The 20,909-nt window shown below is 74.3% G+C and carries 19 protein-coding genes; 9 read left to right on the top strand and 10 right to left on the bottom strand.

Translation table 11 applies throughout. The features are described from left to right. Nucleotides 1–15: 15 nt before the first annotated feature. On the top strand, nucleotides 16–3,069 hold the full coding sequence (locus ACWDRR_RS00955) for an AfsR/SARP family transcriptional regulator (RefSeq protein ID WP_449770027.1): 3,054 nt from the start codon (nucleotides 16–18) through the stop codon (nucleotides 3,067–3,069). A gap of 12 nt (nucleotides 3,070–3,081) precedes the next feature. Here the strand turns inward: ACWDRR_RS00955 and ACWDRR_RS00950 are convergent, their stop codons facing one another. Together ACWDRR_RS00950 and ACWDRR_RS00945 are read right to left on the bottom strand one after the other, a co-directional pair. Beyond that, complete coding sequence (locus tag ACWDRR_RS00950; RefSeq protein ID WP_449770026.1) at nucleotides 3,082–3,489, bottom strand: hypothetical protein; 408 nt, start codon at nucleotides 3,487–3,489, stop codon at nucleotides 3,082–3,084. 94 nt (nucleotides 3,490–3,583) lie between these two features. Further along, on the bottom strand, nucleotides 3,584–4,090 hold the full coding sequence (locus ACWDRR_RS00945; RefSeq protein ID WP_449770025.1) for a DinB family protein: 507 nt from the start codon (nucleotides 4,088–4,090) through the stop codon (nucleotides 3,584–3,586). Nucleotides 4,091–4,288: 198 nt separating this feature from the next. Between ACWDRR_RS00945 and ACWDRR_RS00940 the strand changes: the two genes are divergently transcribed. Beyond that, nucleotides 4,289–5,161 carry a class I SAM-dependent methyltransferase gene (locus ACWDRR_RS00940; protein ID WP_449770024.1) on the top strand — a complete coding sequence of 291 codons (873 nt, stop codon included), beginning with the start codon at nucleotides 4,289–4,291 and terminating at the stop codon, nucleotides 5,159–5,161. A gap of 400 nt (nucleotides 5,162–5,561) precedes the next feature. Continuing rightward, nucleotides 5,562–7,046: a condensation domain-containing protein gene (locus ACWDRR_RS00935; protein WP_449770023.1), complete on the top strand. Its 1,485-nt coding sequence runs from the start codon at nucleotides 5,562–5,564 to the stop codon at nucleotides 7,044–7,046. 60 nt (nucleotides 7,047–7,106) lie between these two features. Here ACWDRR_RS00935 and ACWDRR_RS00930 read toward each other — a convergent pair whose 3' ends face one another. The 6 genes from ACWDRR_RS00930 to ACWDRR_RS00905 all read right to left on the bottom strand — a co-directional run bounded on the left by ACWDRR_RS00930 (nucleotide 7,107) and on the right by ACWDRR_RS00905 (nucleotide 14,170). Further along, complete coding sequence (locus ACWDRR_RS00930) at nucleotides 7,107–8,639, bottom strand: M1 family metallopeptidase (RefSeq protein WP_449770022.1); 1,533 nt, start codon at nucleotides 8,637–8,639, stop codon at nucleotides 7,107–7,109. 203 nt (nucleotides 8,640–8,842) lie between these two features. Further along, entirely contained in the window at nucleotides 8,843–9,715 is an 873-nt protein-coding gene (locus ACWDRR_RS00925) for a sulfurtransferase (protein WP_449770021.1), read from the bottom strand. Nucleotides 9,716–9,835: 120 nt separating this feature from the next. Continuing rightward, nucleotides 9,836–10,915, bottom strand: coding sequence for a class I SAM-dependent methyltransferase (locus ACWDRR_RS00920; protein ID WP_449770020.1), 1,080 nt, complete (start codon nucleotides 10,913–10,915; stop codon nucleotides 9,836–9,838). Nucleotides 10,916–11,034: 119 nt separating this feature from the next. Beyond that, nucleotides 11,035–12,690 carry a beta-N-acetylhexosaminidase gene (locus tag ACWDRR_RS00915; RefSeq protein ID WP_449770019.1) on the bottom strand — a complete coding sequence of 552 codons (1,656 nt, stop codon included), beginning with the start codon at nucleotides 12,688–12,690 and terminating at the stop codon, nucleotides 11,035–11,037. A gap of 80 nt (nucleotides 12,691–12,770) precedes the next feature. After that, on the bottom strand, nucleotides 12,771–13,097 hold the full coding sequence (locus ACWDRR_RS00910; RefSeq protein WP_449770018.1) for a hypothetical protein: 327 nt from the start codon (nucleotides 13,095–13,097) through the stop codon (nucleotides 12,771–12,773). A gap of 155 nt (nucleotides 13,098–13,252) precedes the next feature. Continuing rightward, a complete protein-coding gene (locus ACWDRR_RS00905) occupies nucleotides 13,253–14,170 on the bottom strand; it encodes a polysaccharide deacetylase family protein (protein ID WP_449770017.1) in 918 nt (305 codons plus the stop codon). A 174-nt stretch (nucleotides 14,171–14,344) separates the two neighbouring features. On the opposite strand from ACWDRR_RS00905, the gene ACWDRR_RS00900 reads away from it, so the two are divergent. After that, nucleotides 14,345–15,199, top strand: coding sequence for an SAM-dependent methyltransferase (locus ACWDRR_RS00900; RefSeq protein WP_449770016.1), 855 nt, complete (start codon nucleotides 14,345–14,347; stop codon nucleotides 15,197–15,199). 83 nt (nucleotides 15,200–15,282) lie between these two features. On the opposite strand, the gene ACWDRR_RS00895 is transcribed toward ACWDRR_RS00900, so the two are convergent. Beyond that, a complete protein-coding gene (locus ACWDRR_RS00895; protein ID WP_449770015.1) occupies nucleotides 15,283–16,152 on the bottom strand; it encodes an Fpg/Nei family DNA glycosylase in 870 nt (289 codons plus the stop codon). A 189-nt stretch (nucleotides 16,153–16,341) separates the two neighbouring features. Here ACWDRR_RS00895 and ACWDRR_RS00890 point away from each other — a divergent pair, with 189 nt between their 5' ends. The 5 genes from ACWDRR_RS00890 (at nucleotide 16,342) to ACWDRR_RS00870 (ending at nucleotide 19,886) form a co-directional block, all read left to right on the top strand. Continuing rightward, nucleotides 16,342–16,782 (top strand): SRPBCC family protein, encoded by a 441-nt coding sequence (locus tag ACWDRR_RS00890; protein WP_449770014.1) that lies wholly within the window; start codon nucleotides 16,342–16,344, stop codon nucleotides 16,780–16,782. Nucleotides 16,783–16,971: 189 nt separating this feature from the next. After that, nucleotides 16,972–17,631, top strand: a complete 660-nt coding sequence (locus ACWDRR_RS00885) for a hypothetical protein (RefSeq protein WP_449770013.1) — start codon at nucleotides 16,972–16,974, stop codon at nucleotides 17,629–17,631. A gap of 97 nt (nucleotides 17,632–17,728) precedes the next feature. After that, nucleotides 17,729–18,556 carry a DsbA family protein gene (locus ACWDRR_RS00880; RefSeq protein ID WP_449770012.1) on the top strand — a complete coding sequence of 276 codons (828 nt, stop codon included), beginning with the start codon at nucleotides 17,729–17,731 and terminating at the stop codon, nucleotides 18,554–18,556. After that, nucleotides 18,553–19,179, top strand: a complete 627-nt coding sequence (locus ACWDRR_RS00875; RefSeq protein ID WP_449770011.1) for a vitamin K epoxide reductase family protein — start codon at nucleotides 18,553–18,555, stop codon at nucleotides 19,177–19,179. Before ACWDRR_RS00880 ends, ACWDRR_RS00875 begins: the two co-directional genes overlap by 4 nt. 89 nt (nucleotides 19,180–19,268) lie before the next feature. Further along, nucleotides 19,269–19,886 carry a dihydrofolate reductase family protein gene (locus ACWDRR_RS00870; protein WP_449770010.1) on the top strand — a complete coding sequence of 206 codons (618 nt, stop codon included), beginning with the start codon at nucleotides 19,269–19,271 and terminating at the stop codon, nucleotides 19,884–19,886. Here the strand turns inward: ACWDRR_RS00870 and ACWDRR_RS00865 are convergent. Beyond that, complete coding sequence (locus ACWDRR_RS00865; RefSeq protein WP_449770009.1) at nucleotides 19,859–20,857, bottom strand: adenosine deaminase; 999 nt, start codon at nucleotides 20,855–20,857, stop codon at nucleotides 19,859–19,861. The genes ACWDRR_RS00870 and ACWDRR_RS00865 overlap by 28 nt on opposite strands. Nucleotides 20,858–20,909 lie beyond the last annotated feature (52 nt).

The following is a 20,909-nucleotide window of genomic DNA, read 5'->3' as shown; positions in this document are numbered from 1 at the left end:
TACCTGGGGGGATCTGTGTTCATTCGACTGCTGGGGCCGGTGGAACTGCGGGCCGCCGACGGTCACGCCGTCGAGCCGGCCGGCGCCAAGCGATGCGCCGTCCTGGCACTGCTGGCGCTCGAACTCGGCCGCATCGTCCCGGTCGAGCGGCTCTTCGAGCTGCTCTGGGGCGAGGCCCCGCCCGCCCAGGCCCGGGCCGCGCTGCAGGGGCACATCGCCGCACTGCGCAAGCAGATCGCCGACTCCCCCTTCAGCCTGCTGACCCGCGCGCCCGGCTACCGGCTCGACGGCCCGGCCGAGCTGGTGGACGCGCTGCTCTTCGAGCGGCTCACCGCCCGCGCCGCCGGGGAGAGCGCTCCGGAGGGCGACGAGCCCGCCGCCAAGCTGCTGCGCGAGGCCCTGGACCTCTGGCACGGCGCCGCGGCCCTGGCCAACCTGCCCGAGACCGACCTGCGGCACGCCGTCGCCGACCGGCTCGACCGGCACCGCACCCGCGCGCTGGAGTGCTGGGCCGAGCGCCTCCTGCGGCTCGGCCGGGGCGCCGAGGCCGTCCCCGAACTCGACCGCGCCACCGAGGCCGACGGCCTCTACGAGCCGCTCGCCGCCCTGCTGGTCCGCTGCCTGCACCAGGCCGGCCGGTTCGCCGACGCGCTCACCGCCTACCACCGCGCCCGGCGTCGGCTGGCCGAGGAGCTGGGCGTCCCCCCGGGCCGCCCGCTGCAGTCGGCCGTGGACGACATGCTCGCCGCCGACCCGGCCGCCGCCGCACCGCCCGCACCGCCCGCGCCGGCCGCACCGGCCGCACCGGCGGTTCCGCGCCCGTCGGCGCCCCGCCCGGGCGCCGGCCAACTCCCGCGCCGGGCGGCGGGGTTCGTCGGCCGGGCGGCCGAGCAGCGCTGGCTGGACGCCGAGTGCGGCGGGCCGCGCCGCAGCGGCAGCCTGGCCGTCGTGGTCGGCCCGGCGGGCGCGGGCAAGACCGCGACCGTGGTGCAGTGGGCGCACTCCGCGGCCGACGCCTTCCCCGACGGCCAGCTCTTCGCCGACCTGAACGGCTTCGGCCCGGGCCACCGCACCGCACCGGCCGACGTCCTGGGCCGGTTCCTGCGCGCCCTGGGCGTCGAGGAGCGCGAGCTGCCGGAGGACCCCTTCGCCCGGGCCGCGCTCTACCGGGCGCTGAGCCGCGGACGCCGGATGCTGGTCGTGCTGGACAACGCCGGCGACGCCGAGGACGTGGCGGACCTGCTGCCCGCCGGGCCCGACTGCGCCACCGTGATCACCAGCCGCAGCTCGCTGGAGGACGTGGTGGTCACCGAGGGCGCCGCCCTGCTGCGGCTCGGCGCGCTGCCCGCCGAGGACGCGCTGGGCCTGCTGGAGCACCTGCTCACCCCGGCCCGGGTGCGGGCCGAGCCGGAGGCCGCGGCCAAGGTCGCCGAACTCTGCGACCACCTGCCGCTCGCGCTGCGGATCGCCGCCGCCCGGCTGGCCGCCCAGCCGGGCTGGGCGATCGCCGACCTCGTGCCCGAACTCGCCGACGAGCGCACCCGGTTGCAGACCCTGGACACCCAGGGCACGATCAGCGTGCGCAGCGCGCTGGGCCTGACGGTCCGCCGGCTCTCCGCCACCGCCGTCCAGCTGCTGGCCCTGCTCGCCGCGCACCCCGGCCCGGAGACCGACGCCCACGCGGCCGCCGCCCTGCTGCACACCGACACCACCGAGGCCCGGCGGGCCCTCGGCTCGCTGGCCGCCCACCACCTGCTCACCGAGGACACCCCCGGCCGCTACCGCCGGCACGATCTGATCCGGCTCTACGGCGCCGAACTCCTCGACGAGCGACCGGAGTCGGACCGCGCCGATGCCACCCTGGCGCTGGTCGACCACTTCCTGGCGGCCGCCGCGCACGGCGCCGGCCTGCTCCAGCCCGGCCTCGACTCCTTCGGCCCGCCGCCGGTGCCCGGCCCGGCCCGGCCGCGGCTGCCCGACGTGCGCTCCGCGCTGACCTGGTTCCGCGCCGAGGAGCCCACCATCCGCGGCCTGGTCACCTCGGCGGCCGACCTCGGCGACCACCGGCGCGCCTGGCGGCTGGCCTACCTGGCCAACTGCCTCTACTACGGCGCCGGCCGCCGGACGGACCGGCTGGCCTGCCTGCGCGCCGGGCTGAGGTCCGCGCAGCTGACCGGCGATCCGGCCGCCGTCGCCTCGATGGAGGCCTCGACGGCCCGGGCCCTGAGCGGCATCGGGCGGGCGGAGGAGGCCCACCGGCTCGCCCTGGAGGCCGTCACCCGCACCGAGGGCACCGGCGGCAGCGTCCATGTGCACGCCGTCACCGTGCTCGCGGTGGCCAGCGCGGCCCGCGGCGAGCACGCCGAGGCCGTCCGGCTGGGCGAGCGGGCGATCGCCCTGGCCGACGCGCACGGCCTCGCGGAGCACGCGCCGTTCGCGCTCAGCAACACGGCCGCGCTGCACGGCTTCGCCGGGGACGCCGGGCAGGCCCTGCGCCGGGCCCGGGAGGCCCGGACGCTGCTCGCCGAGCACCCGCAGGCGACGTACCACCTGTCCGCCATGGTCAACGAGGCGCACGCGCTGCAGCAGCTCCGCCGCCCGGCCGAGGCCGAACGGGCCTGGCGGGAGACCATGGAGCGCTGTCGCGCCGCGGGCGCCGTCCATCTGCAGGCCGTGGCGGAGCGCCACTACGCCGACTTCCTGCTGGACACCGACCGACCGGTCGAGGCCACCCCGCACCTGCGCTCCGCGCTCTGCCTGTACGAGCGGCTCGGCGACGCCGGCTTCGTCCGCCAGCTGGAGCGTCGGCTGGCCGCGCTGAGCGGCGCCGTCACCGTGGCGCCGTCGGTGCGGAGGGCGTTACCGGCCGCGGACGGCGCGTGCCGGCCCCGGGCGGGCGACCGCGGGAGTCCCTGCGGCGAGAGCCCCCACCGACCGGAGGCCGAAGGCCATCGGCGGCTGACGACGGTGCGGCGGTCGTGCCGGCCCGGGGCGTACCGGCCGGCCACCGGCCGGGCGGGCGGCGCCGGGCAGCCGGGACGTCGACCGGGCTACGACGGCGGGGCCTAGGAGCGGACAGGCCTAGCCGGCCGAAGGCCCGCCCGGGGCGCCCGGCCCCCGGTCCCCGGCCGGCCCGGCGATCAGCTCCTGGACGCCGTCCTCGCCGAACCGGTGCAGCAGCAGCGCCACCCACTCGACCGCCTCGGCCCGCTCCAGCGGCGTCCAACGCGCGGCGGACGGGTGCTCGTCCACCACCAGGGCCTCCGCAATCAGCCGCAGCCCGCCCGGCACCGCCGGCAGCCGCGAACCGTCCAGCCCGCGCAGGGCCAGCCGCCGGGCCGCCTCGGCGAACTCCCGGCCGCCGCCGGGCGGCGCCGGCAGCCCCTCCCCGCCCCCGGCCTCGCCCGACACCGCCTCCACCTGGGGCTCCGCGGCCAACCAGGAGGCGATCAGCTCCCGGATCTCCGGCTCGTCCGCCATCTCCACCATGCCCGCAAGCATGCCAGCGGCACGCTCGGTCATCATCACCGTCATGTGAACGAGAACGGCTGCCACCCCGTGCGGCGTTCACCCGCGCCCACGGCTACGCCCCCGTCGATCCGTCGATCGCTTCGCGCAGGAAGTCGGCGTGCCCGTTGTGCCGGGCGTACTCGTGGATCAGGTGCAGCATCACCAGCCGCAGCGACACGTCCTCGCCCCACTTCGCCATGTGGCCCGTGACGTCCAGCGACGGCGCCTCCCGCTCGATCCGCCGGGCGTGCTCGACCTCCGCCGCCCAGGCCGCGAACGCCTCGCCCCGGTCGGCGTCCCCCGCGTCGTAGGCGACCTGGAAGTCACCCTCCGGGGACCAGACCAGCGGGACGTCCTCCTTGCCGATCACCCGGCGGAACCACGTCCGCTCCACCTCCGCCATGTGCCGCACCAGCCCCAGCAGGCTCAGCGTGGACGGCGGGCTCGACCGCAGCCTCAGCTGCTCCTCGGTCAGCCCCTCGCACTTCACGGCCAGGGTCGCCCGGTGGAAGTCCAGGAAGGCGCGCAGCATCTCGCGCTCACCCCCGGTCAGCGGGGGTGCGATTCGTTCGGCGGTCATCTCGGTCTCCCGGGTGGCTCGGACACGGGCACCTCCTCCGGGCACCACTCCCATCCAGGCCCACCCCGCCCCTCGCTGTCCACCCGTTTTCCCGCTCACCACGGTGCGCCCCGCCACCCCCGGCCTCGTCAACACCACGCCGACCGCCGTCCCTCCCAGGCCTCATTCGTCCCGGCATGCGTTCGGACACGGACCGGTTTGGGTACGTACCTCAGCGCGCCCGAGGGCCGGGCGGCACCGCGTGAGAAGGCCGAGCAGCCGATGGACCAGAACCGCATTCCCGCGACCGTGCGACGGACGTACGGCGCCGACGATCTGAGTCAGGCCCCCAGCTTCGCGGGCGGATTCATCAACTTCGGCGACTGGAGCGGCATCGACACCGACGCACCCACCCCCGAGGACCGGATCCGCAGCCAGGAGGCGCTGTACCGTCGCGTGCTGCGCACCTTCCCCGCTCCCACCGAGCGGCTGCGGCTGGCCGAGGTGGGCTGCGGGCGGGGCCTCGGCGCGGCCCTCGCGCTCTGCGAGTTCCGCTTCGCCGCGGTGACGGGCGTCGACATCCACCCGGACCAGATCGAGCGCGCCCGCGCGGTCAACGCCAAGGCGCTGGCGACCTTCCCGGACCGCCTCGCCTACAGCCTGGGCGCGGCCGACGACCTGCCCTTCCCGGACGCCGCCCTGGACGGCCTCTACTCGGTCGAGGCGGCCCAGCACTTCCGCGAACTGACCGGCTTCGCCCGCGAGTCGGCCCGGGTGCTGCGCCCCGGCGGCCGGCTGGCCGTGACCACCTTCTTCAGCTCCGGCCCGGAGGTCGCCGAGCGGCTGAGCATCCTGCTCGGCAGCTTCGCCGACGGCCTCGACGTCGCCCACCCGCTCGCCGCCTACACCACCGACCTCACGGCCGCCGGCTTCACCGACGTCACCACCGAGTCGATCGGCACCGACGTCTGGCCGGGCCTGGACCGCTACCTGAAGGACACCGTCCCGCCCGGCCACTGGACCCGCAACTTCCTCGCCGCCTGGCAGAGCGGCCTGCTCGACTACCACCTCGTCACCGCCACCCGCGCCTGACCGCGGCCGGGCCTTCGCACGAAACGGGGGGACGTCCTTCCCGGCTTGTCCGACGCATCGCCCCGACGCCGGACCGGTTGCCCCTGGCCCCCGGCCGACCAGCGGGTCGGCCGGGGGCCAGGGGCAGGTTTCCGCGCGCTTCCGAGCCGGCGAACCCACACCGTGAATCGGCCTCCGCCAAGGGCCTACCGGTACCGCGCTCCGCGGATCGCGCGCAGGCGCCGCCGGGTTCCGAGGCTCGACGCCACCTGGGTGGTGCGCCACACTCTTGCCTTGGCAGCACACACGTTCCCCTCGCACTGAAGGCCGCCCCGCACGACCCGCACGACCCATCGAGCACCCGCACCCCGTACCGCCGCAGCACCTGCCGAGTCCATAACCGCACATCGGAGAGCACACGGTGACCACGAGTCAGCAGCTGGAGATCGCCTTCTCGTCCGGCCGGTCCGGCACCGGGCCGGCCACCTGGGGCCAGCAGGCCATCTGGGACGCCGTGAGCCGCTTGGCGCCGGCCGATGCGCCGCGCTACAACATCACGGCGTCCGCCCCGCTGGACCCGGGCCTGCCGGTGCCGGTCGTGCTGGACGCCCTGGAGGGCCTGCTCCGGCTGCACGACTCGCTGCGCACCCGGCTCGTCCCGGACGACCGGGGGCGGCTGCGGCAGATCGTCGACCCGGCGGGCCGGCTGACCGTGCACACCCGCCACTGCGGCGGCGAGGGGGCCGACCTGGCCAGGACCGGCGCCGCCCTGCACGACGAGTTGGCGGCGCTGCCGTTCGACTGCACCGAGCAGTGGCCGATACGCGTCGGCCTGGTCGAGGCGGACGGGCTGGTCCGGCACATGGCGCTCGTCCTCTCGCACACGGCGCTGGACGGCGCGGGCATGGGCCTGCTGGTGATGGACCTCAGCGAACTGGCCCAGGGCGGGTCCGTCGAGTCGATCAGCACCCTTCGGGGCTCCCAACAGCCGCTCGAAGAGGCGGAGTTCCAGAACTCCGCCCGCGGCCTGCGACGCGATGTGAACGCCCGCGCCCATGTGGTGCGCAAGCTGCGGCTGGGCCCGCCGCGCCTCTTCCCGGCGGTGCCGGACGGCGAGGAGCCGAAGCCGTTCCCGAACGCCGTGCTCAGCTCCCCGGCCCTGCTCCGGGCGGTCGAGGTGGTCGCGGCCGGCCACCGGGCGAGCACGTCCTCGGTGCTCCTCGCGGCAGTGGCGGTGATGACCTCGCGGCTCTCCGGATCGCCGGACGCGGTGCTCCAGGTCATCGTCAACAACCGCTTCCTGCCCGGGCTGGGCTCCGCGGTGAGCGTGGTGGCGGGCGACGGCCTGTTCCATCTGCCGGACGCCGAGGGGGAGTTCGGCGACGCCGTGCGCCGCACCCATGCCGCCTCGATCGCCACCTACCGGCACGCCTACTACAACAAGCGCCTGCTGGACGAGGAGATCGCCCGGCTGACCGCCGAGCACGGCCCGCTCGCCGACCGCTCCTGCATCTTCAACGACACCCGCGACCTGCTCCCGTCCGCGCTCACCGAGCCCGAGCCCGCGCCCGAGGCCGGCACCGAGGCCGATCCCGAGACCAGAACCGACGCCGGGACCGACACCGGGACCGAAGCCAGAACCGAAGCCGGGACCGACGCGGACACCGGGACGGGCCCCGGCGCCCCGGGCACCACCCTCACCTGGCCGGTCGAGTTCGCCCCGCGCCCCGGCCTCTCCTTCGCCCTGGACGCCCTCCAGAGCGCGGACGCGCTCCAGCTCGCGATGACGGCGGACAGCTCGGTGCTCCCCCGCCCCGCGATGGAACGGTTCCTCTACGGGGTCGAGGCCCTGATCCTCACCGAGGCCCGGACCCTGGCCCCGGCCCTGGCCGCCCCCGCCTCCTGAGCTCCCGCACCGGACCCCGGGCCCGGCCGACCGTTCCACGCGGTCGGCCGGGCCGGGGTGTCAGTGCCGGCTGTCGTGGATCGAGTTGGTCTCCTGGATCTTCTTCCAGGACTTCGGCTCCTGCGGCTGCGCCTTGGCGCTCGGCGCGAGTGCGGACGCGGCCGCCCCGGCCGCCGGAGCCGCCGGAACGCCCGCCGAGGAGAGCGCCGGCTTGGAGTCGGTGAACAGCCAGGTGTTGAAGAGCTCCCCGAGCGGCTTGCCGGAGATCCGCTCGGCGTACGCCTGGAACTGCGGGATGCTGGCGTTGCCGAAGCGGCGCTCGGTCGGCCAGCCCTTCAGGATCCGGAAGAACTTCTCGTCGCCGACGGCGTTGCGCAGCGCCTGGACGGCCACCGCGCCGCGGTCGTAGACGGCTCCGGCGAACTGGTGGTCCGGGCCCGGGTCGCCCGGCTTGACGGTCCAGAAGGCGTTGTCGGCCGGGTAGTAGGAGTAGATGTAGTCGGCGAGTTCCTGCGCGGTGCCCTCGTTCTCGTGCTCGGACCAGAGCCACTGCGCGTAGCGGGCGAAGCCCTCGTTGAGCCAGATGTCGCTCCAGCGCTGGACGGAGACGCTGTCGCCGTACCACTGGTGGGCCAGCTCGTGCACCACGGTGGAGGTGTTGGAGCCGCGGGCGAACTGCGCGGGGCTGTAGAAGATCTGGGTCTGCGTCTCCAGGGCGTAGCCGGTGGGCACGTTGGGCACGTAGCCGCCGATCGAGTCGAACGGGTAGGCGCCGAAGTAGGTGCTCAGCCAGTCGACCAGCTCGCCGGTGCGCTCGACGCTGGCCCGGGCCGCGCCGTCGTTGTCGCCGAGGTCCTTGCTGTAGGCGGTGACGACCGGCAGCCCGCCCGGGGTGGTGTCGGTCCGGATGTCGAACTTGCCGATCGCCAGGGTGGCCAGATACGTCGCCTGCGGCTTGGTCTGACGCCAGTTGTAGCGGGTCCAGCCGGCCCGCGAGCTCTGCCCGGTGAGGATGCCGTTGCTGATCGCCTGGGTGCCGTCGGGCACCAGCACGGAGACGTCGAAGGTGGCCTTGTCGGTTGGGTGGTCGTTGCTCGGGTACCACCAGGCGGCGCTCTCCGGCTCGTTGGCGGCGACGCCGCCGTCGGGGGTGCGCAGCCAGGCGGAGTAGCCGCCGCGCTCGACCTCGCCGGGCTTGTCGGCGTAGCGGACGACGACGGTCACCGGGCTGCCCTTGGCGAGCGGCCGGGCGGGGGTGATCTGCAGCTCCGACTCGCCGGTGCTGGCGAACGCGGCGGTGCGGCCGTTGACCAGGACTTCCTGGACGCCCAGCACGAAGTCCAGGTTGAACCGTGTGAGGTCCTGGGTCGTGGTGGCCAGGATGGTGGCGGTGCCTTCCAGTTGGTCGGTCGCGGGCTGGTATTTGAGCCGGATGTCGTAGTGCGAGACGTTGTATCCGCCGTTGCCGGCGTACGGGTAGTAGGTGTCGCCGATGCCGGCCGCGCCGGGGCCGCCCGGGGCGGCGGCGGCGGGGACGGTCAGCAGCAGTGCGAGCGCGCCGGCGGCGGCAGAGACGATCAGCCTCTTGCGCACGTGGTCCTCCAGGGTCACTGGGACAGTGGGTCGGATCCGATCCCTGTCCCGGCGAGCCCGGGCCCACTCCTGCGGGATGAAATGTTCATGAGAAGAAATGAGCCGACATGGTGCCGCCGCGCACCCGTCACCCCGCCGCCGCAGCCACGGTCTCCCCGCAGCCGCCGCAGCCGCCGCTCAGCGCCGGGCCGGCCGCCCGCTCCTCACGCCCCCAGCGCCACCGGCGCCCGCACCAGCGAGCCGTACTCCGTCCACGAGCCGTCGTAGTTCTTGACGTGCGGGTACCCGAGCAGTTCGGTCAGCGCGAACCAGGTGTACGCGGAGCGCTCCCCGATCCGGCAGTACGCGATCACCTCGCGCTCCTCCGCCACGCCCTGCCCGCCGTAGAGCGCGCGCAGCTCCTCGGCGGACCGGAAGGTGCCGTCGTCGTTGGCCGCCTGCGACCAGGGGATGTTCACCGCACCGGGGATGTGCCCGGGCACCTGCGCCTGCTCCTGCGGCAGGTGCGGCGGGGCGAGCGCCTCGCCCCGGTACTCGGCCGGTGAGCGAACGTCCACCAGGACGGCGTCCGAGCCGGGCTTGGCGAACACCTCGGCCTTGGCCAGCACCTCGTCGCGCAGCGCCCGCACCTCGGGGTGTTCGGGCCCGCTCAGCCGGAGGGTGCTGTGCTGGTAGTCCATCACCTCCTGGCTGAGCTCGCGCTCCTCCAGCTCCCACTTCTTCCGGCCGCCGTCCAGCAGCCGTACCGGGCCGAAGCCGCGCAGCCGCAGCAGCCAGTAGGCGTAGGCGGCGAACCAGTTGTTGTTGCCGCCGTACAGCACCACGGTGGTGTCGTCCTCCACCCCGGCCGCGCGCAGCAGGTGCTGCATGCCCTCGCGGTCGGCGTAGTCGCGGCCCACCCGGCTGTGCAGGTCGGTGGTCCAGTTCCAGCCGACCGCTCCCGGGATGTGCCCGGACTCGTACGCCGTGGTGTCCTCGTCCACCTCGACGACGCGGATCGTGCCGTCGTCGAGGTGCTGGGCGAGCCATTCGGTGGGGACCAGTGCCTCGGGGTGTGCGTAGCCGTTCCCGGTCATCGCCGCCCTCCTTCCCTCGGACTCTTCGAACCTACGTCCGACCGCAGGCCCCGGCCACCCCCGGCCCGGCACCCTCCGGCCCGGCACCCCCCGGTCCGGCACACTTCTGCCCGGCACCCTTCACGCCGCGGCCCCGGCCGGCCGCACCACGTAGTACAGGTTGAGCACGTCGCCCTCGACCTGCTTGGTCTCCACCGCGCCGAACCCCGCCTCGGCCAGCATCCGGCGGGCCGTCTGCTCGCCCCAGACCGTGCCCAGCCCGGCGCCGCCCTCACCGAGCGAGACCGTCATGCAGTAGAAGGTCGACAGCGCGTAGAGCGCCGGGGCCAGCGGGTGGTCGACGTTCTCCTCCAGCCGGCTGCTGGCGGCGATGTCGCCCATCAGGAAGACGCCGTCCGGCCGCAGCGCACCGGCGACGGCGGCCAGCGTCTCGGCCGGCCGGGCCAGGTCGTGGATCACGTCGAAGGCGGTGACCAGGTCGTAGGAGCCGGTGAGTCCGGCCGAGTCGGCGACCTCGAAGCGGGCGTTGGCCAGGCCCAGCCCGGCGGCTTCGGCCCGCGCCGCGGCGATGCCGTCCTCCGAGATGTCGACGCCGGCGCACCGGCTCGCGGGGAAGGCCCGGGCGATCAGGTTGACGGCGTGCCCCTGCCCGGTGCCGATGTCGAGCGTGTCGATCCCGGCGCGCAGCCGCTCGGTCAGCCCGGGGACGAGCGGGAGGATGGCCTCCACCAGGGCCGCGTCGTAGACCCGTCTGGACTCCTCGCCCTGCAGTGCCTGGAACCGCGGATACGCCGAGTAGGGCACCCCGCCGCCCTTCCGGAAGGCCTCCACGACCTGCTGCTCGACCTCGCCCATCAGCGCGAGGTACTGCATCAGCCCGGCCATGTTGTCCGGCCCGGCCGCCCTGGTGAGGGAGGCGGCGTGCTCCGGCGGCAGCGTGTAGCAGGCCCGCTCCGGGTCGTAGTCGACGATCCCGCCGACCACCATGGCGCCCAGCCACTCCCGGACGTAGCGCTCGTTCAGCCCGCCGGCGCGGGCGATCTCCTCGCTGGTCGAGGGGGCGAGCCCGGCCATGATGTCGAAGAGCTCGGTCTGGTGGCCGATGCTGGCCATGAATCCCAGGCAGGCGTCGTTCAGCAGGGCCAGGGTGCGACCCGCGAACTCCTCCTGTTTCACCGGGTCGGGTGCCGATGCGGACATCGTTCCTCCTCCGCGGTCGGAGCGGGCGAAAACCCTCCCCTCGTCACGCTACGCCGCCCGCCCGCGTTCCCCCAGGCCACCGGAGCCCCGGCCCGCACACCCGCCACGGGGCGCCCGCGCTACCGCGCCGGCCAGGGGACCTCCGACCGCTTCTCGTACCCGAAGCCGGCCGCCGTCCAGCGGGCGCCCTCCTCGGCGAGCCGCTGCCTGAACCGCGCCCAGTCGTGGCCCGCCTTCGGCGACCAGCCGAGCTCGGCCAGCGCCGGCAGCCGGGGCAGCAGCATCAGGTCGAGCTGCTGCGGGGTGTCCAGGGTCTCGGTCCAGAGCGGCGCCTCCACCCCGAGGACGGAGCCGGCCGGCAGGTCGATCAGGGTGTCCGGGTCCCATGAGTAGGCGGACCGGACGTCGATCGTCCCGGCCCAGCGCAGTCCGAGCGGGTACGAGGCCTCGTACTTCATGTCGAGGTAGCTCCGGCCCGCCGGGGACATGATCACCTGCGCGCCGCGCCCGACCGCGTCCCGGACGTCCTGGTCGCGGCCCTTGCCGTCCCAGTACTGCAGCAGCCCGACCCCGCCCGGTCCGGCGGCCGGCGCGGTCTGGTTCCAGCCGACCGGGGTCTTGCCGGCCGCGACCACCTGGGCGCCGACCCGCCGGACGAAGTCCCGGTAGGCCTCGGGCGCCACCGCGCGCACCTCGTCGCCACCGATGTGCAGGTACGGGCCGGGGGTGAGCCGGGCGATCTCGGCGATCACCTCGCCGGTGAGGGCGAACACCGCCTCCCCGGTGGGGCAGACCGTGCTGAACCCGACCTCGATCCCGGTGTACGGCCAGGGCCGCGCGCTGCCGGTGCAGTCCAGCTCGGGGTAGGAGGCGAGGATCGCGTTGCTGTGCCCGGGCAGGTCGATCTCGGGGACGACGGTGAGGTAGCGCTCCTGCGCGTAGCGGACGATCTCCCGGTAGTCGGCGGCGGTGTAGAAGCCGCCGGGCGTGCCGCCGACCTCGCTGCTCGCGCCGACGGCGGTGAGCGCGGGCCGGCCGGGGATCTCGATCCGCCAGCCCTGGTCGTCACTCAGGTGCAGATGCAGGTGATTGATCTTGTACAACGCCAGCCGGTCGATGTACCCCTTCACCTCGGCCGGGGTGAAGAAGTGCCGCGCCACGTCGAGCATCGCACCCCGGTAGGCGTAGCGCGGCCGGTCGTCGACGGCGACGGCGGCGACCGTCCACTGCGGTGCGTCGGTCACCGGCACCCGGCTCTCGATCTGCGGCGGCAGCAGCTGACGGAGCGTCTGGGTGCCCCGGTAGAGCCCGGCCGGGGTGCGGGCGGCGATCCGGACGCCCTCGGCGTCCGCGGTGAGCCGGTACCCCTCGGTGCCGGTCTCCGCCGGCAGGGCGGGATCGAGGGCGAGCCGGATGCCGTCGGCCGGCCCGCCGTCCGTCACGTCCAGCGGGTACCCGGTCGGCCGCCGCAGCTCCTCGGCCAGTTGCCCGGCGATCCGCCGGACCTCGGCGGCCTGCTCCCCGGCGGCGTCGACCCGCACCGCGGTCCGCTCGGAGAGGCGGTAGCCGGGGCCCGGACCGGCGGTGGCGGCGAGCGGCGCCGGGACGATCCGGTCACCGGTGCGCGGGCCGCCCGGTGCGACCGGCGCGGTGGCGGTGCTCCCCGGGCCGAGCGCGTGGTGGACGCCGAAGCCCGCCGCCGCGAGGAGCAGCACGGCGAGGACGGTCAGCAGTCCGCGGGCCCGGGCGGACAGCCCGGCGATTCGTGTCAGCAAGGCCGCTCCCGGTGTCGGTTCACCGGAATGGTCTCAACCAATCACCGAACTGTCCCGCACTTCGCCGGAATTGCCCACCCTCAGGAGAACAACACGGAGCGCAGGTGAAGCCGGTTGCCGAGCCTCGTGCCCGGCTTCATCACGCGGTAGACGTCGCCCCTGCAGCCGGACTCGAGGAAGGCGACGACGGTCGAGGTGGTGAAGTTCTCGGGCGCGAAGGCCGGATCCTCGTCGGTCGCTCCGAGGAGGTCGATGCACTTCTCGCTCTCCGGGTCGACCAGCGCGGCCGGGGTGCCGCGCCCGACCTTGTACAGGAAGTCACCGGTGGCGGCACCGGCGGAGGTCGGCACGGCGAGGACGAGGGCGACCGCGCTGGCGGCAGCGAGGACGGTGTTGCGGAGACGCATGGGGGTGGGCCCTTTCAGGGCGGTACGCAGTGGTACCTGGGGAAGTGATGCGCTATCACCCTAGAGGCCCAGAAATCGCAGAAACGGTTCTCCCAATCCACCCTTTCGAGTGGTTTAGCAGGAATAGCCGCTACTTTCCCTTCCATGTGCCTTTCTCACCCCGGCGGCGCGGTGAAGTAGTACCCGGAGTCGATCAGCACCGGCAGGTAGGTCTTCAGCGCCGCCACCGTCTGCGAACGGTCCCCGCCGCCGTCGTGGTTGAGCACGATCGCGCCCGGGCGGACGTCCTTGAGGATCCGGTCGGTGATCACGGCGGTGCCTGGTCGCGCCCAGTCGCGCGGGTCCACCGACCAGGCCATGTTCCGCATCCCGAGGTCGGCGGCGATCTTGAGCGAGACCGTCGACCAGTCGCCGCCCGGCGCGCGGAACCAGGTCGGCGGCTTCCCGGTGGCCTTGTTCAGCAGGTCCGAGGTCCGCTCCAGCTCGTCCCTGATCTTGGCGTCGGAGAGACTGCGCAGGTCCGGATGGGTCCAGGTGTGGTTGGCGATGTGGTGGCCCCGGGCGGCGATCTCCCGGACCAGGTCGGGGTGTTCGACGGCGTTCTCGCCGATCAGGAAGAAGGTGGCCCGGATCCGGTACTGCTCCAGCAGGGCCAGCACGGTCGGGGTGTGCCGCGGGTCCGGGCCGTCGTCGATGGTGAGGGCCACCACCTTCCGCTCGGCGTCGAGTTCGTACACCGGTTTGCTCTCGGCGGCGCTCACCTTCCGGGGCGCGGCCACCGGCGAGCCGGAGGCGACGGCAGCCGACGGCGCCGCGGACGGCGGGACGGACGGCGCGGCGGAGGGGGCCGGCGAGGTCGGGGGAGCCGAAGCGGTCGGGGGAGCCGAAGCGGCGGAGGGGCCCGAGGCCGGAGCGGCGGCGGGCGCGTCCGACGCCGCACCGGCCGCCTCGGCGCCCGGCGCGGCACTCCCGCCGTCCGCTCCCTGCGATCCCCGGCAGCCGGCGACCCCGAGCAGCGACATCCCGGCCGCGACCAGCAGCAATCTACGCGAAGTATGACGATCAGACAGCATGATCAATGCTTCCCCCGTGAACCGTCGCGCCTCCCACCAGCAACCCCGACGGCCCCCAGCGTCACTCCGACGGCCCAGATCCACCCCGGCCCGGCGGACCGGGCGACAGCCGTTCCGGCCGTACCGCTACGCTGACCTCCCCAGTGTGATGATCTGTCTTCAGAGGACGTGGCCATGACGACAAGTCAGGACTTCTCCGACCTGCCCCAGGACGACGCCGTCGAGCTGAGCCAGTGGGAGCGCTTCGGCGTCGACACCAGCGCTCCGCACTCCGCACGCGTGTACGACTACTGGCTGGGCGGGAAGACCAACTTCCCGCCGGACCGCGCCATGGGACAGGCCATCGAGCAGGCCGTCCCCAGCGTGAAGGCGATGGCCAAGGAGAACCGGGCCTTTCAGGGCCGCGCCGTCCGCTACCTGGCCCGGGAGCAGGGCATCCAGCAGTTCCTGGACCTCGGCACCGGCATCCCCACCTCGCCCAACACCCACGAGATCGCCGAGGCGGTCAGCCCGGGCACCCGGGTGGTCTACGTGGACAACGACCCGATCGTGCTGGCCCACGCCCGTGCGCTGATGGTCTCCACCCCGGCCAGCCGCACCACCTACATCCACGCCGACCTCGGCAAGCCCGCCGAGCTGCTCGGCGACCCGGCGCTCACCTCCACGCTGGACCTCGACCGGCCGGTCGGCCTGCTGATGATCGCCGTCCTGATGCTGGTCGCGGACGAGGACGACCCGTGGGCCAAGGTCGCCGCCCTGCGCGACGCGCTGCCCAGCGGGAGCTGCCTCGCGCTCACCCACCCCACCCAGGACTTCGACCCGGAGAGCGTCGCCAAGGTCGCCGAGGCGGCCCGGGCGGGCGGGATGACCCTCGTCCCGCGCACCCGCGAGGAGGTCGCCCGGTTCTTCGACGGCTGGGAGCTGATCGAGCCCGGTGTCTCCCCCGTGATGGCCTGGCGCCCGGACGGCGAGCCGCCGGCCGACCCGACCGCCGCCTACTACTGGGGCGGCGTCGCCCGGAAGCTCTAGACCGCCGACGCCCCGGGGCGGCGCGATCCCGCCCGCCGCCCGGGGCGCCATCGACGACGCCCGCCGCTCCCCGGTGGCGCGCGCTACTTCAGCAGCCGCGAGAGCCGCCGGTCCGCGAGCGGCTTGCCGCCGGTCTGGCAGGTCGGGCAGTACTGCAGCGAGGAGTCGGCGAACGACACCTCGCGCACGGTGTCCCCGCAGACCGGGCACGGCTGTCCGGTCCGGCCGTGCACCCGCAGCCCGAGCTTCTTCTCCGCCTTCAGCTCCCCCGCCGCCAGCCCGCGCGAACGCTCCACCGCCTCGCGCAGCGTGGCGCCGAGCGCCTCGAACAGCTGGGCCGTCTCCGCCTCCGTCAGGCTCGACGCCAGCTTGTACGGCGACATCCGCGCCGCGTGCAGCACCTCGTCCGAGTAGGCGTTGCCGACCCCGGCCAGCACGCTCTGGTCCCGCAGCACGCCCTTCAGCCGGCGCCGCTCACCCTGCAGCAGGGCGGTGAAGTCCGCCAGGGTGAAGTCCGGGTCCAGCGGGTCCGGGCCGAGCCTGGCGACACCGGGGACGTCGGCCGGGTCCGCCACCACGTACACCGCCAGCCCCTTCTTGGTGCCCGCCTCGGTGAGGTCGAAGCCGTCCCCCGCGGGCCCGTCCAGCCGCACCCGCAGGGCCAGCGGGTTCTTCCCGCCCGGGCGCGGGGGCTCGGCCGGCAGGCTGTCCTTCCAGCGGAGCCAGCCGGCCCGGGCCAGGTGGACGACCAGGTGCAGGCCGCCGGCCTCGATGTCGAGGAACTTCCCGTGCCGGGTGACCGGGCCGACCGTCCGCCCCTCCAGCGCCGTCACCGGCGGGTCGTAGGTCTTGAGGGCGCTGATGGCCACCGGCTGAACCCGGGCGATCACCCGCCCGGTCAGCCGCTCGGACAGGAAGGCGCTGAGGGCCTCGACCTCGGGCAGCTCCGGCATGCGCCCAGTCTCGCGCAGACCTCCGGCACCCGCCCGCCGGTCCGGCGGCCGCCGTTGCCCCGCGGCAGTCGTTGCGCCGCGGGGGTCGTTGCGCCGCGGCCGCCGTTGCCCCGCGGTGGCCGGGGGGCGCAGGCTGGAGGTGCCCGCGCACCACGGAGAGCCCACCACCCGAGGAGGTCCGGCCCCGTCATGAGCACGCTCGAGGAGCAGATCGACATCGATGCCCCGGTGCTGGCGGCCTGGGAGCAGTTGCACCGGGTCCACGACTACCCGCGGTTCGTGGGCGGGGTGCGCAGCGCGTACCCGCACGGCAGCAACCTCGCGCACCTCGGTGTGGAGGTCGACGGCACCGAGCGGGACGTGGAGACCGAGATCACCGACCGGGGCCGGGGCCGGGTGATGGCCTGGCGGACGCTGGACGGCCTGCAGCTGCACGGCGCGTTCGCGCTGCTGCCGCTCGACCGGAGCCACACCCGGCTGCAGATCCGCGTCGAGTACGACCCGGAGGCGGTGCAGCAGGTGTTCGGCGGGCCGCGCGGCTTTGCCCAGGCCGGGGCGATCGAGCGGGTGGTCCGCGCCGACCTGGAGCTCTTCCGGGAGATCGTCGAGGCCCGGACCGCCGCCGCGTAAGGCCGGTGCGTAGAGCCGACGCCGCCGCGCAGGGCCGACACCGCGCAGCGCACCCACCGCGTAGGGCCGGCCGGCCGCGCCCCGGCGCATAAGAGGTGGATAAGCCCAGCTCAGAGCAGCCGTGAGGATCTTCACAGGAGCCCGTCGGCCCGGTCGTCCACCATTCAACCTGTGGCAGACTCGGATGCCATGAGCACCGGCCCGGCCCCCAGGACGCTTCGCGCGGCGATCTTCGCCGCGCTGGTCGTGCTGCTCGCCGGGCTCGGCCAGGTGCTGGTCACCGGACGCCCGCTGCCGCTCGGCACGCTGGCCGTGGCCGGCGGCGCCGTCTTCGCGGTGGCGTTCGCCCTCGCCGGCTCCGAGCGCGGCTACCCGGCGATCGCGGCGGTGTTCCTGCCGCTGGAGCTGGGCCTGAGCGCGCTGTTCGGCTTCGCCCAGAGCACCTGCCCCACGCTCCCGCCCGGCTCCGCCCGCGGCTTCGAGCCGCTGCTGTGCGGCGGCGGCTCGCTCGGCGGGGCCCTGCTGGGCCACGAGGTCCCCCGCTCCGTCGGCCTGCTGGTGCTCCTGGCGCTGCACTGCGCGATCGCCCTGGCCGCCGCCTTCTGGCTGCGCCGCGCCGACGCCGCGCTGAGCGGCCTCGCCGGCTCCGCGCGGGTGCTCGGAGACTTCGCGCAGCGCTTCCTGGCCGCCGCCGGCCGCTGGCTGCTGCTGCTCACCGCGCCCGTTCCGGCCCGTCCGACGGTGCGGATGCCCTTCCCGCGCGCCAGCCGGGTCCGCGTCCCCGTCGAGGACGTCCTGCTCAGCCCCGCCGTCCGTCGCGGGCCTCCGGTGCCCGCTCCGGCCTGCTGAGAACCCCCTCCCCCCGCTTTCTCCGCCGGTCGTTCCCGCCGCGCGCCCGTGCGCGCCCGCCCGTCCCACCGACCGAGAGCACAGGACGACACCCGCCATGAGCAAGAAGCCCCGCCCCACCACGCCCAACGCCGCCGCCGAGCCCACCAGGAACGCCGCCCGCCGCGCCGCCACCGACCGGATGCGCGAGGAGCGCGAGCGGACGGAGCGGGCGGCCCGGATCCGCCGCCGGACCGTGGTCGGCGTCGCCTCCGCCGCCGTCCTCGCCCTGGCGGCGGGCGTGGCCTTCGCCGTCGGCGGCTCCTCCGGCTCCGGTGACACCGCCGCCGCCGGCCCGCTGGTCACCCCCGCCAACGCGGGCGGCGCCGACGGCACCGTGATCACCTACGGCAAGGCCGACGCCCCGCACACCCTGGAGATCTACGAGGACTTCCGCTGCCCGTACTGCGAGCAGCTGGAGACCACCAACGGCAAGACCATCCAGCAGCTCGCCGACGACGGCACCTACAAGATCGAGTACCACCTGGCGACGTTCCTGGACCAGGGCCTGGGCGGCAAGGGCTCGCGCACCGCGCTGGCCGCCGCCGGCGCGGCGCTCAACGAGGGCGTCGACAAGTTCAAGCAGTTCCACGACGTGCTGTACGCCAACCAGCCCGACGAGCGCACCGACGGCTTCGCCGACGTGAACCGGCTGCTCGACCTGGCCGGCCAGGTGCCGGGCCTGAAGACGGACGCCTTCGTCAAGGCCGTCCAGGACGGCACCTACGCCCCGTGGGCCAACCAGGTGAACAAGGCCTTCGACAAGAGCGGCGTCACCGGCACCCCGACCGTGAAGCTGGACGGCACCAAGCTCGACGTCTTCACGAACGGCGCGCCCGTCACGCCCGAGCGGTTCACCGCGATGGTCAAGCAGGTGACCGGATGACGCCCGCCGCCCCGGTCGCCGCGCCCGCCCGCGGTCACGGCGCGAGCAGGCCCTTCGCCCTCCTGCTGCTGATCGGCGGGGCGGTCGGGCTCTTCGCCTCGGCCGTCCTCACGCTGGACAAGATCCGGCTGCTGAAGGACCCGTCGTACGTCCCCAACTGCAACATCAACCCGATCATCAGCTGCGGCTCGATCATGCGCAGCGACCAGGCCGAGGCCTTCGGCTTCCCCAACTCGCTGCTGGGCCTGGTCGGCTTCGCCGTGGTGGTCGCGATCGGCGCCGGACTGCTGGCCGGGGCGACGTACCGGCGCTGGTTCTGGCTCGGCCTCCAGGCCGGGACGGTCTTCGGGATCGGCTTCGTGACCTGGCTGATGTACCAGGCGCTGTACCGGATCGGGGCGCTCTGCCCGTACTGCATGGTGGTCTGGGCGACGATGATCCCGCTGTTCTGGTACACCACCCTGCACAATCTGCGCTCCGGCGTGATCCCGACCCCGCGCGCCCTGCGCCCGGCGGTGCGCGAGGCCGCCCGCTACCACTGGGTGGTGCCGGCGCTCTGGTACGCGGTGATCGCGCTGCTGATCCTCAACCGGTTCTGGTACTACTGGAGCACTCTGGTCTGAGGGCCTCCGGCTGCCGGAGGCCCCCGAGCCTCCCGTCGGCTCCGGGCCCGTCGTGGCCCGGAGCCGGGGACCACCCCGGTGAGGGCGCCATGCGAAAGATCATCCTCTTCATGTCGATCTCCCTCGACGGCTACATCGAGGGCCCGGACCGCGACATCGGCTGGCACCGGGTGGACGAGGAGCTGCACACCCACCTCAACCGGGCGCTCGCCCCGATGGGCGGCTTCCTCAGCGGCCGGGTCACCTACGAGCTGATGGCCGGTTTCTGGCCGACCGCCGACCGCGACCCGGCGAGCCCCGCGGTGGTGAAGGAGTTCGCCGAGATCTGGCGCACCATGCCGAAGACGGTCTTCTCCCGCACGCTGCGGCACGCCGACTGGAACACCACGATCGTCCGCGAGGTCTCCCCCGCCACCGTCGCCGCCCTCACCGACGGCCCCGGCGGCGACCTCGTCGTCAGCGGCGCGGACCTCATCGCCGGCTTCCTGCGGTTCGACCTGATCGACGAGTTCCGGCTCTACGTCCACCCCGTCCTGATCGGCCGCGGCAAGCCCCTCTTCCCCTCCGCCGACCACCTCACCGCCCTCACCCTGCGCGAGACCCGCCCCTTCCCCAACGGCGTCGTGCTGCTGCACTACGACCGGACCGGGGAGGGGCGGGCGGGCGCCCCCGGCGCGGGTCAGTCGCCGGCGGGCTCGAACGCGTAGGCCGCCACCTCGGCCAGCAGGGCCGCGCGGCGGTCCTCGTCCAGGAAGGAGGCGCGGAAGGAGTTGGCGGCGAGCAGGCGCAGCGTCTCGGGCGCGAGGGCCAAGGCCTCCCCGACGGCGCGGAAGTTGTCGTCGACGTAGCCGCCGAAGTACGCGGGGTCGTCGGAGTTGACGGTGACCAGCAGGCCGGCCGCGAGCATCTCCCGCAGCGGGTGGTCGGCCAGCGTGTCGATGCAGCGCAGGCGCACGTTGGAGAGCGGGCAGAGGGTCAGCGGGACCTGCTCGCGGACCAGCCGGTCGACCAGCGCCGGGTCCTCCAGGCAGCGCAGGCCGTGGTCGATCCGCTCCACGCCCAGCACGTCGAGGGCCTCGGTGATGTACGCCGCCGGGCCCTCCTCCCCCGCGTGGGCGACCCGGTGCAGCCCGGCCTCGGCGGCGCGCCGGTAGACCTCGCGGAACTTGGCCGGCGGGTGGCCGACCTCCGCCGAGTCGAGCCCGATCCCGGTGATCCGGCCGAAGTGGGGCCGGGCGGCCTCGAAGGTCTCCAGCGCGGACTCGGCGGACTCGTCCCGCAGGAAGCACATGATCAGGCGGGTGCTGATCCCGTACCGCTCCTCGCTGCGCTCCAGCGCCCGGCCGAGGCCCTCCACCACCACGCCGAGCGGCACGCCGCGCGCCGTGTGCGCCTGCGGGTCGAAGAAGATCTCGGCGTGCCGCACGCCCTGCTCGGCGGCCCGGGCCAGGTAGGCGTCGGCGAGGTCGGCGAAGTCGTCCTCGGTGCGCAGCACCGCCATCAGCGCGTAGTACAGGTCCAGGAAGGACTGCAGGTCGCTGAAGGAGTACGCCCGGCGCAGCTCCTCGGTGTCGGCGTACGGGAGCGCGACACCGTTGCGCCGGGCGAGCGCGAAGGCCAGCTCGGGCTCCAGGGTGCCTTCGATGTGCAGGTGGAGTTCGGCCTTGGGGAGCGGCATGAGTGATCGATCCGAGCTCTGGGAGGGGAATGAAAGGGACGCCAGATAGTCA

This window comes from Kitasatospora sp. NPDC003701 (assembly GCF_053587085.1).
Note: the sequence above shows the minus strand (reverse complement) of the source record. Positions and strands in the feature narration are given on the sequence as shown.

Bases quoted from the DNA above. Each gene is read 5' to 3' on its own strand.
- ACWDRR_RS00925 (WP_449770021.1), bottom strand. From the start codon at position 9,715: ATGACCGGGAACGGCTACGCACACCCCGAGGCACTGGTCCCCACCGAA.
- ACWDRR_RS00875 (WP_449770011.1), top strand. From the start codon at position 18,553: ATGACGCCCGCCGCCCCGGTCGCCGCGCCCGCCCGCGGTCACGGCGCG.
- ACWDRR_RS00945 (WP_449770025.1), bottom strand. From the start codon at position 4,090: ATGACCGCCGAACGAATCGCACCCCCGCTGACCGGGGGTGAGCGCGAG.
- ACWDRR_RS00890 (WP_449770014.1), top strand. From the start codon at position 16,342: ATGAGCACGCTCGAGGAGCAGATCGACATCGATGCCCCGGTGCTGGCG.
- ACWDRR_RS00910 (WP_449770018.1), bottom strand. From the start codon at position 13,097: ATGCGTCTCCGCAACACCGTCCTCGCTGCCGCCAGCGCGGTCGCCCTC.
- ACWDRR_RS00865 (WP_449770009.1), bottom strand. From the start codon at position 20,857: ATGCCGCTCCCCAAGGCCGAACTCCACCTGCACATCGAAGGCACCCTG.
- ACWDRR_RS00950 (WP_449770026.1), bottom strand. From the start codon at position 3,489: ATGGTGGAGATGGCGGACGAGCCGGAGATCCGGGAGCTGATCGCCTCC.
- ACWDRR_RS00895 (WP_449770015.1), bottom strand. From the start codon at position 16,152: ATGCCGGAGCTGCCCGAGGTCGAGGCCCTCAGCGCCTTCCTGTCCGAG.
- ACWDRR_RS00905 (WP_449770017.1), bottom strand. From the start codon at position 14,170: ATGCTGTCTGATCGTCATACTTCGCGTAGATTGCTGCTGGTCGCGGCC.
- ACWDRR_RS00880 (WP_449770012.1), top strand. From the start codon at position 17,729: ATGAGCAAGAAGCCCCGCCCCACCACGCCCAACGCCGCCGCCGAGCCC.
- ACWDRR_RS00920 (WP_449770020.1), bottom strand. From the start codon at position 10,915: ATGTCCGCATCGGCACCCGACCCGGTGAAACAGGAGGAGTTCGCGGGT.
- ACWDRR_RS00870 (WP_449770010.1), top strand. From the start codon at position 19,269: ATGCGAAAGATCATCCTCTTCATGTCGATCTCCCTCGACGGCTACATC.
- ACWDRR_RS00900 (WP_449770016.1), top strand. From the start codon at position 14,345: ATGACGACAAGTCAGGACTTCTCCGACCTGCCCCAGGACGACGCCGTC.
- ACWDRR_RS00885 (WP_449770013.1), top strand. From the start codon at position 16,972: ATGAGCACCGGCCCGGCCCCCAGGACGCTTCGCGCGGCGATCTTCGCC.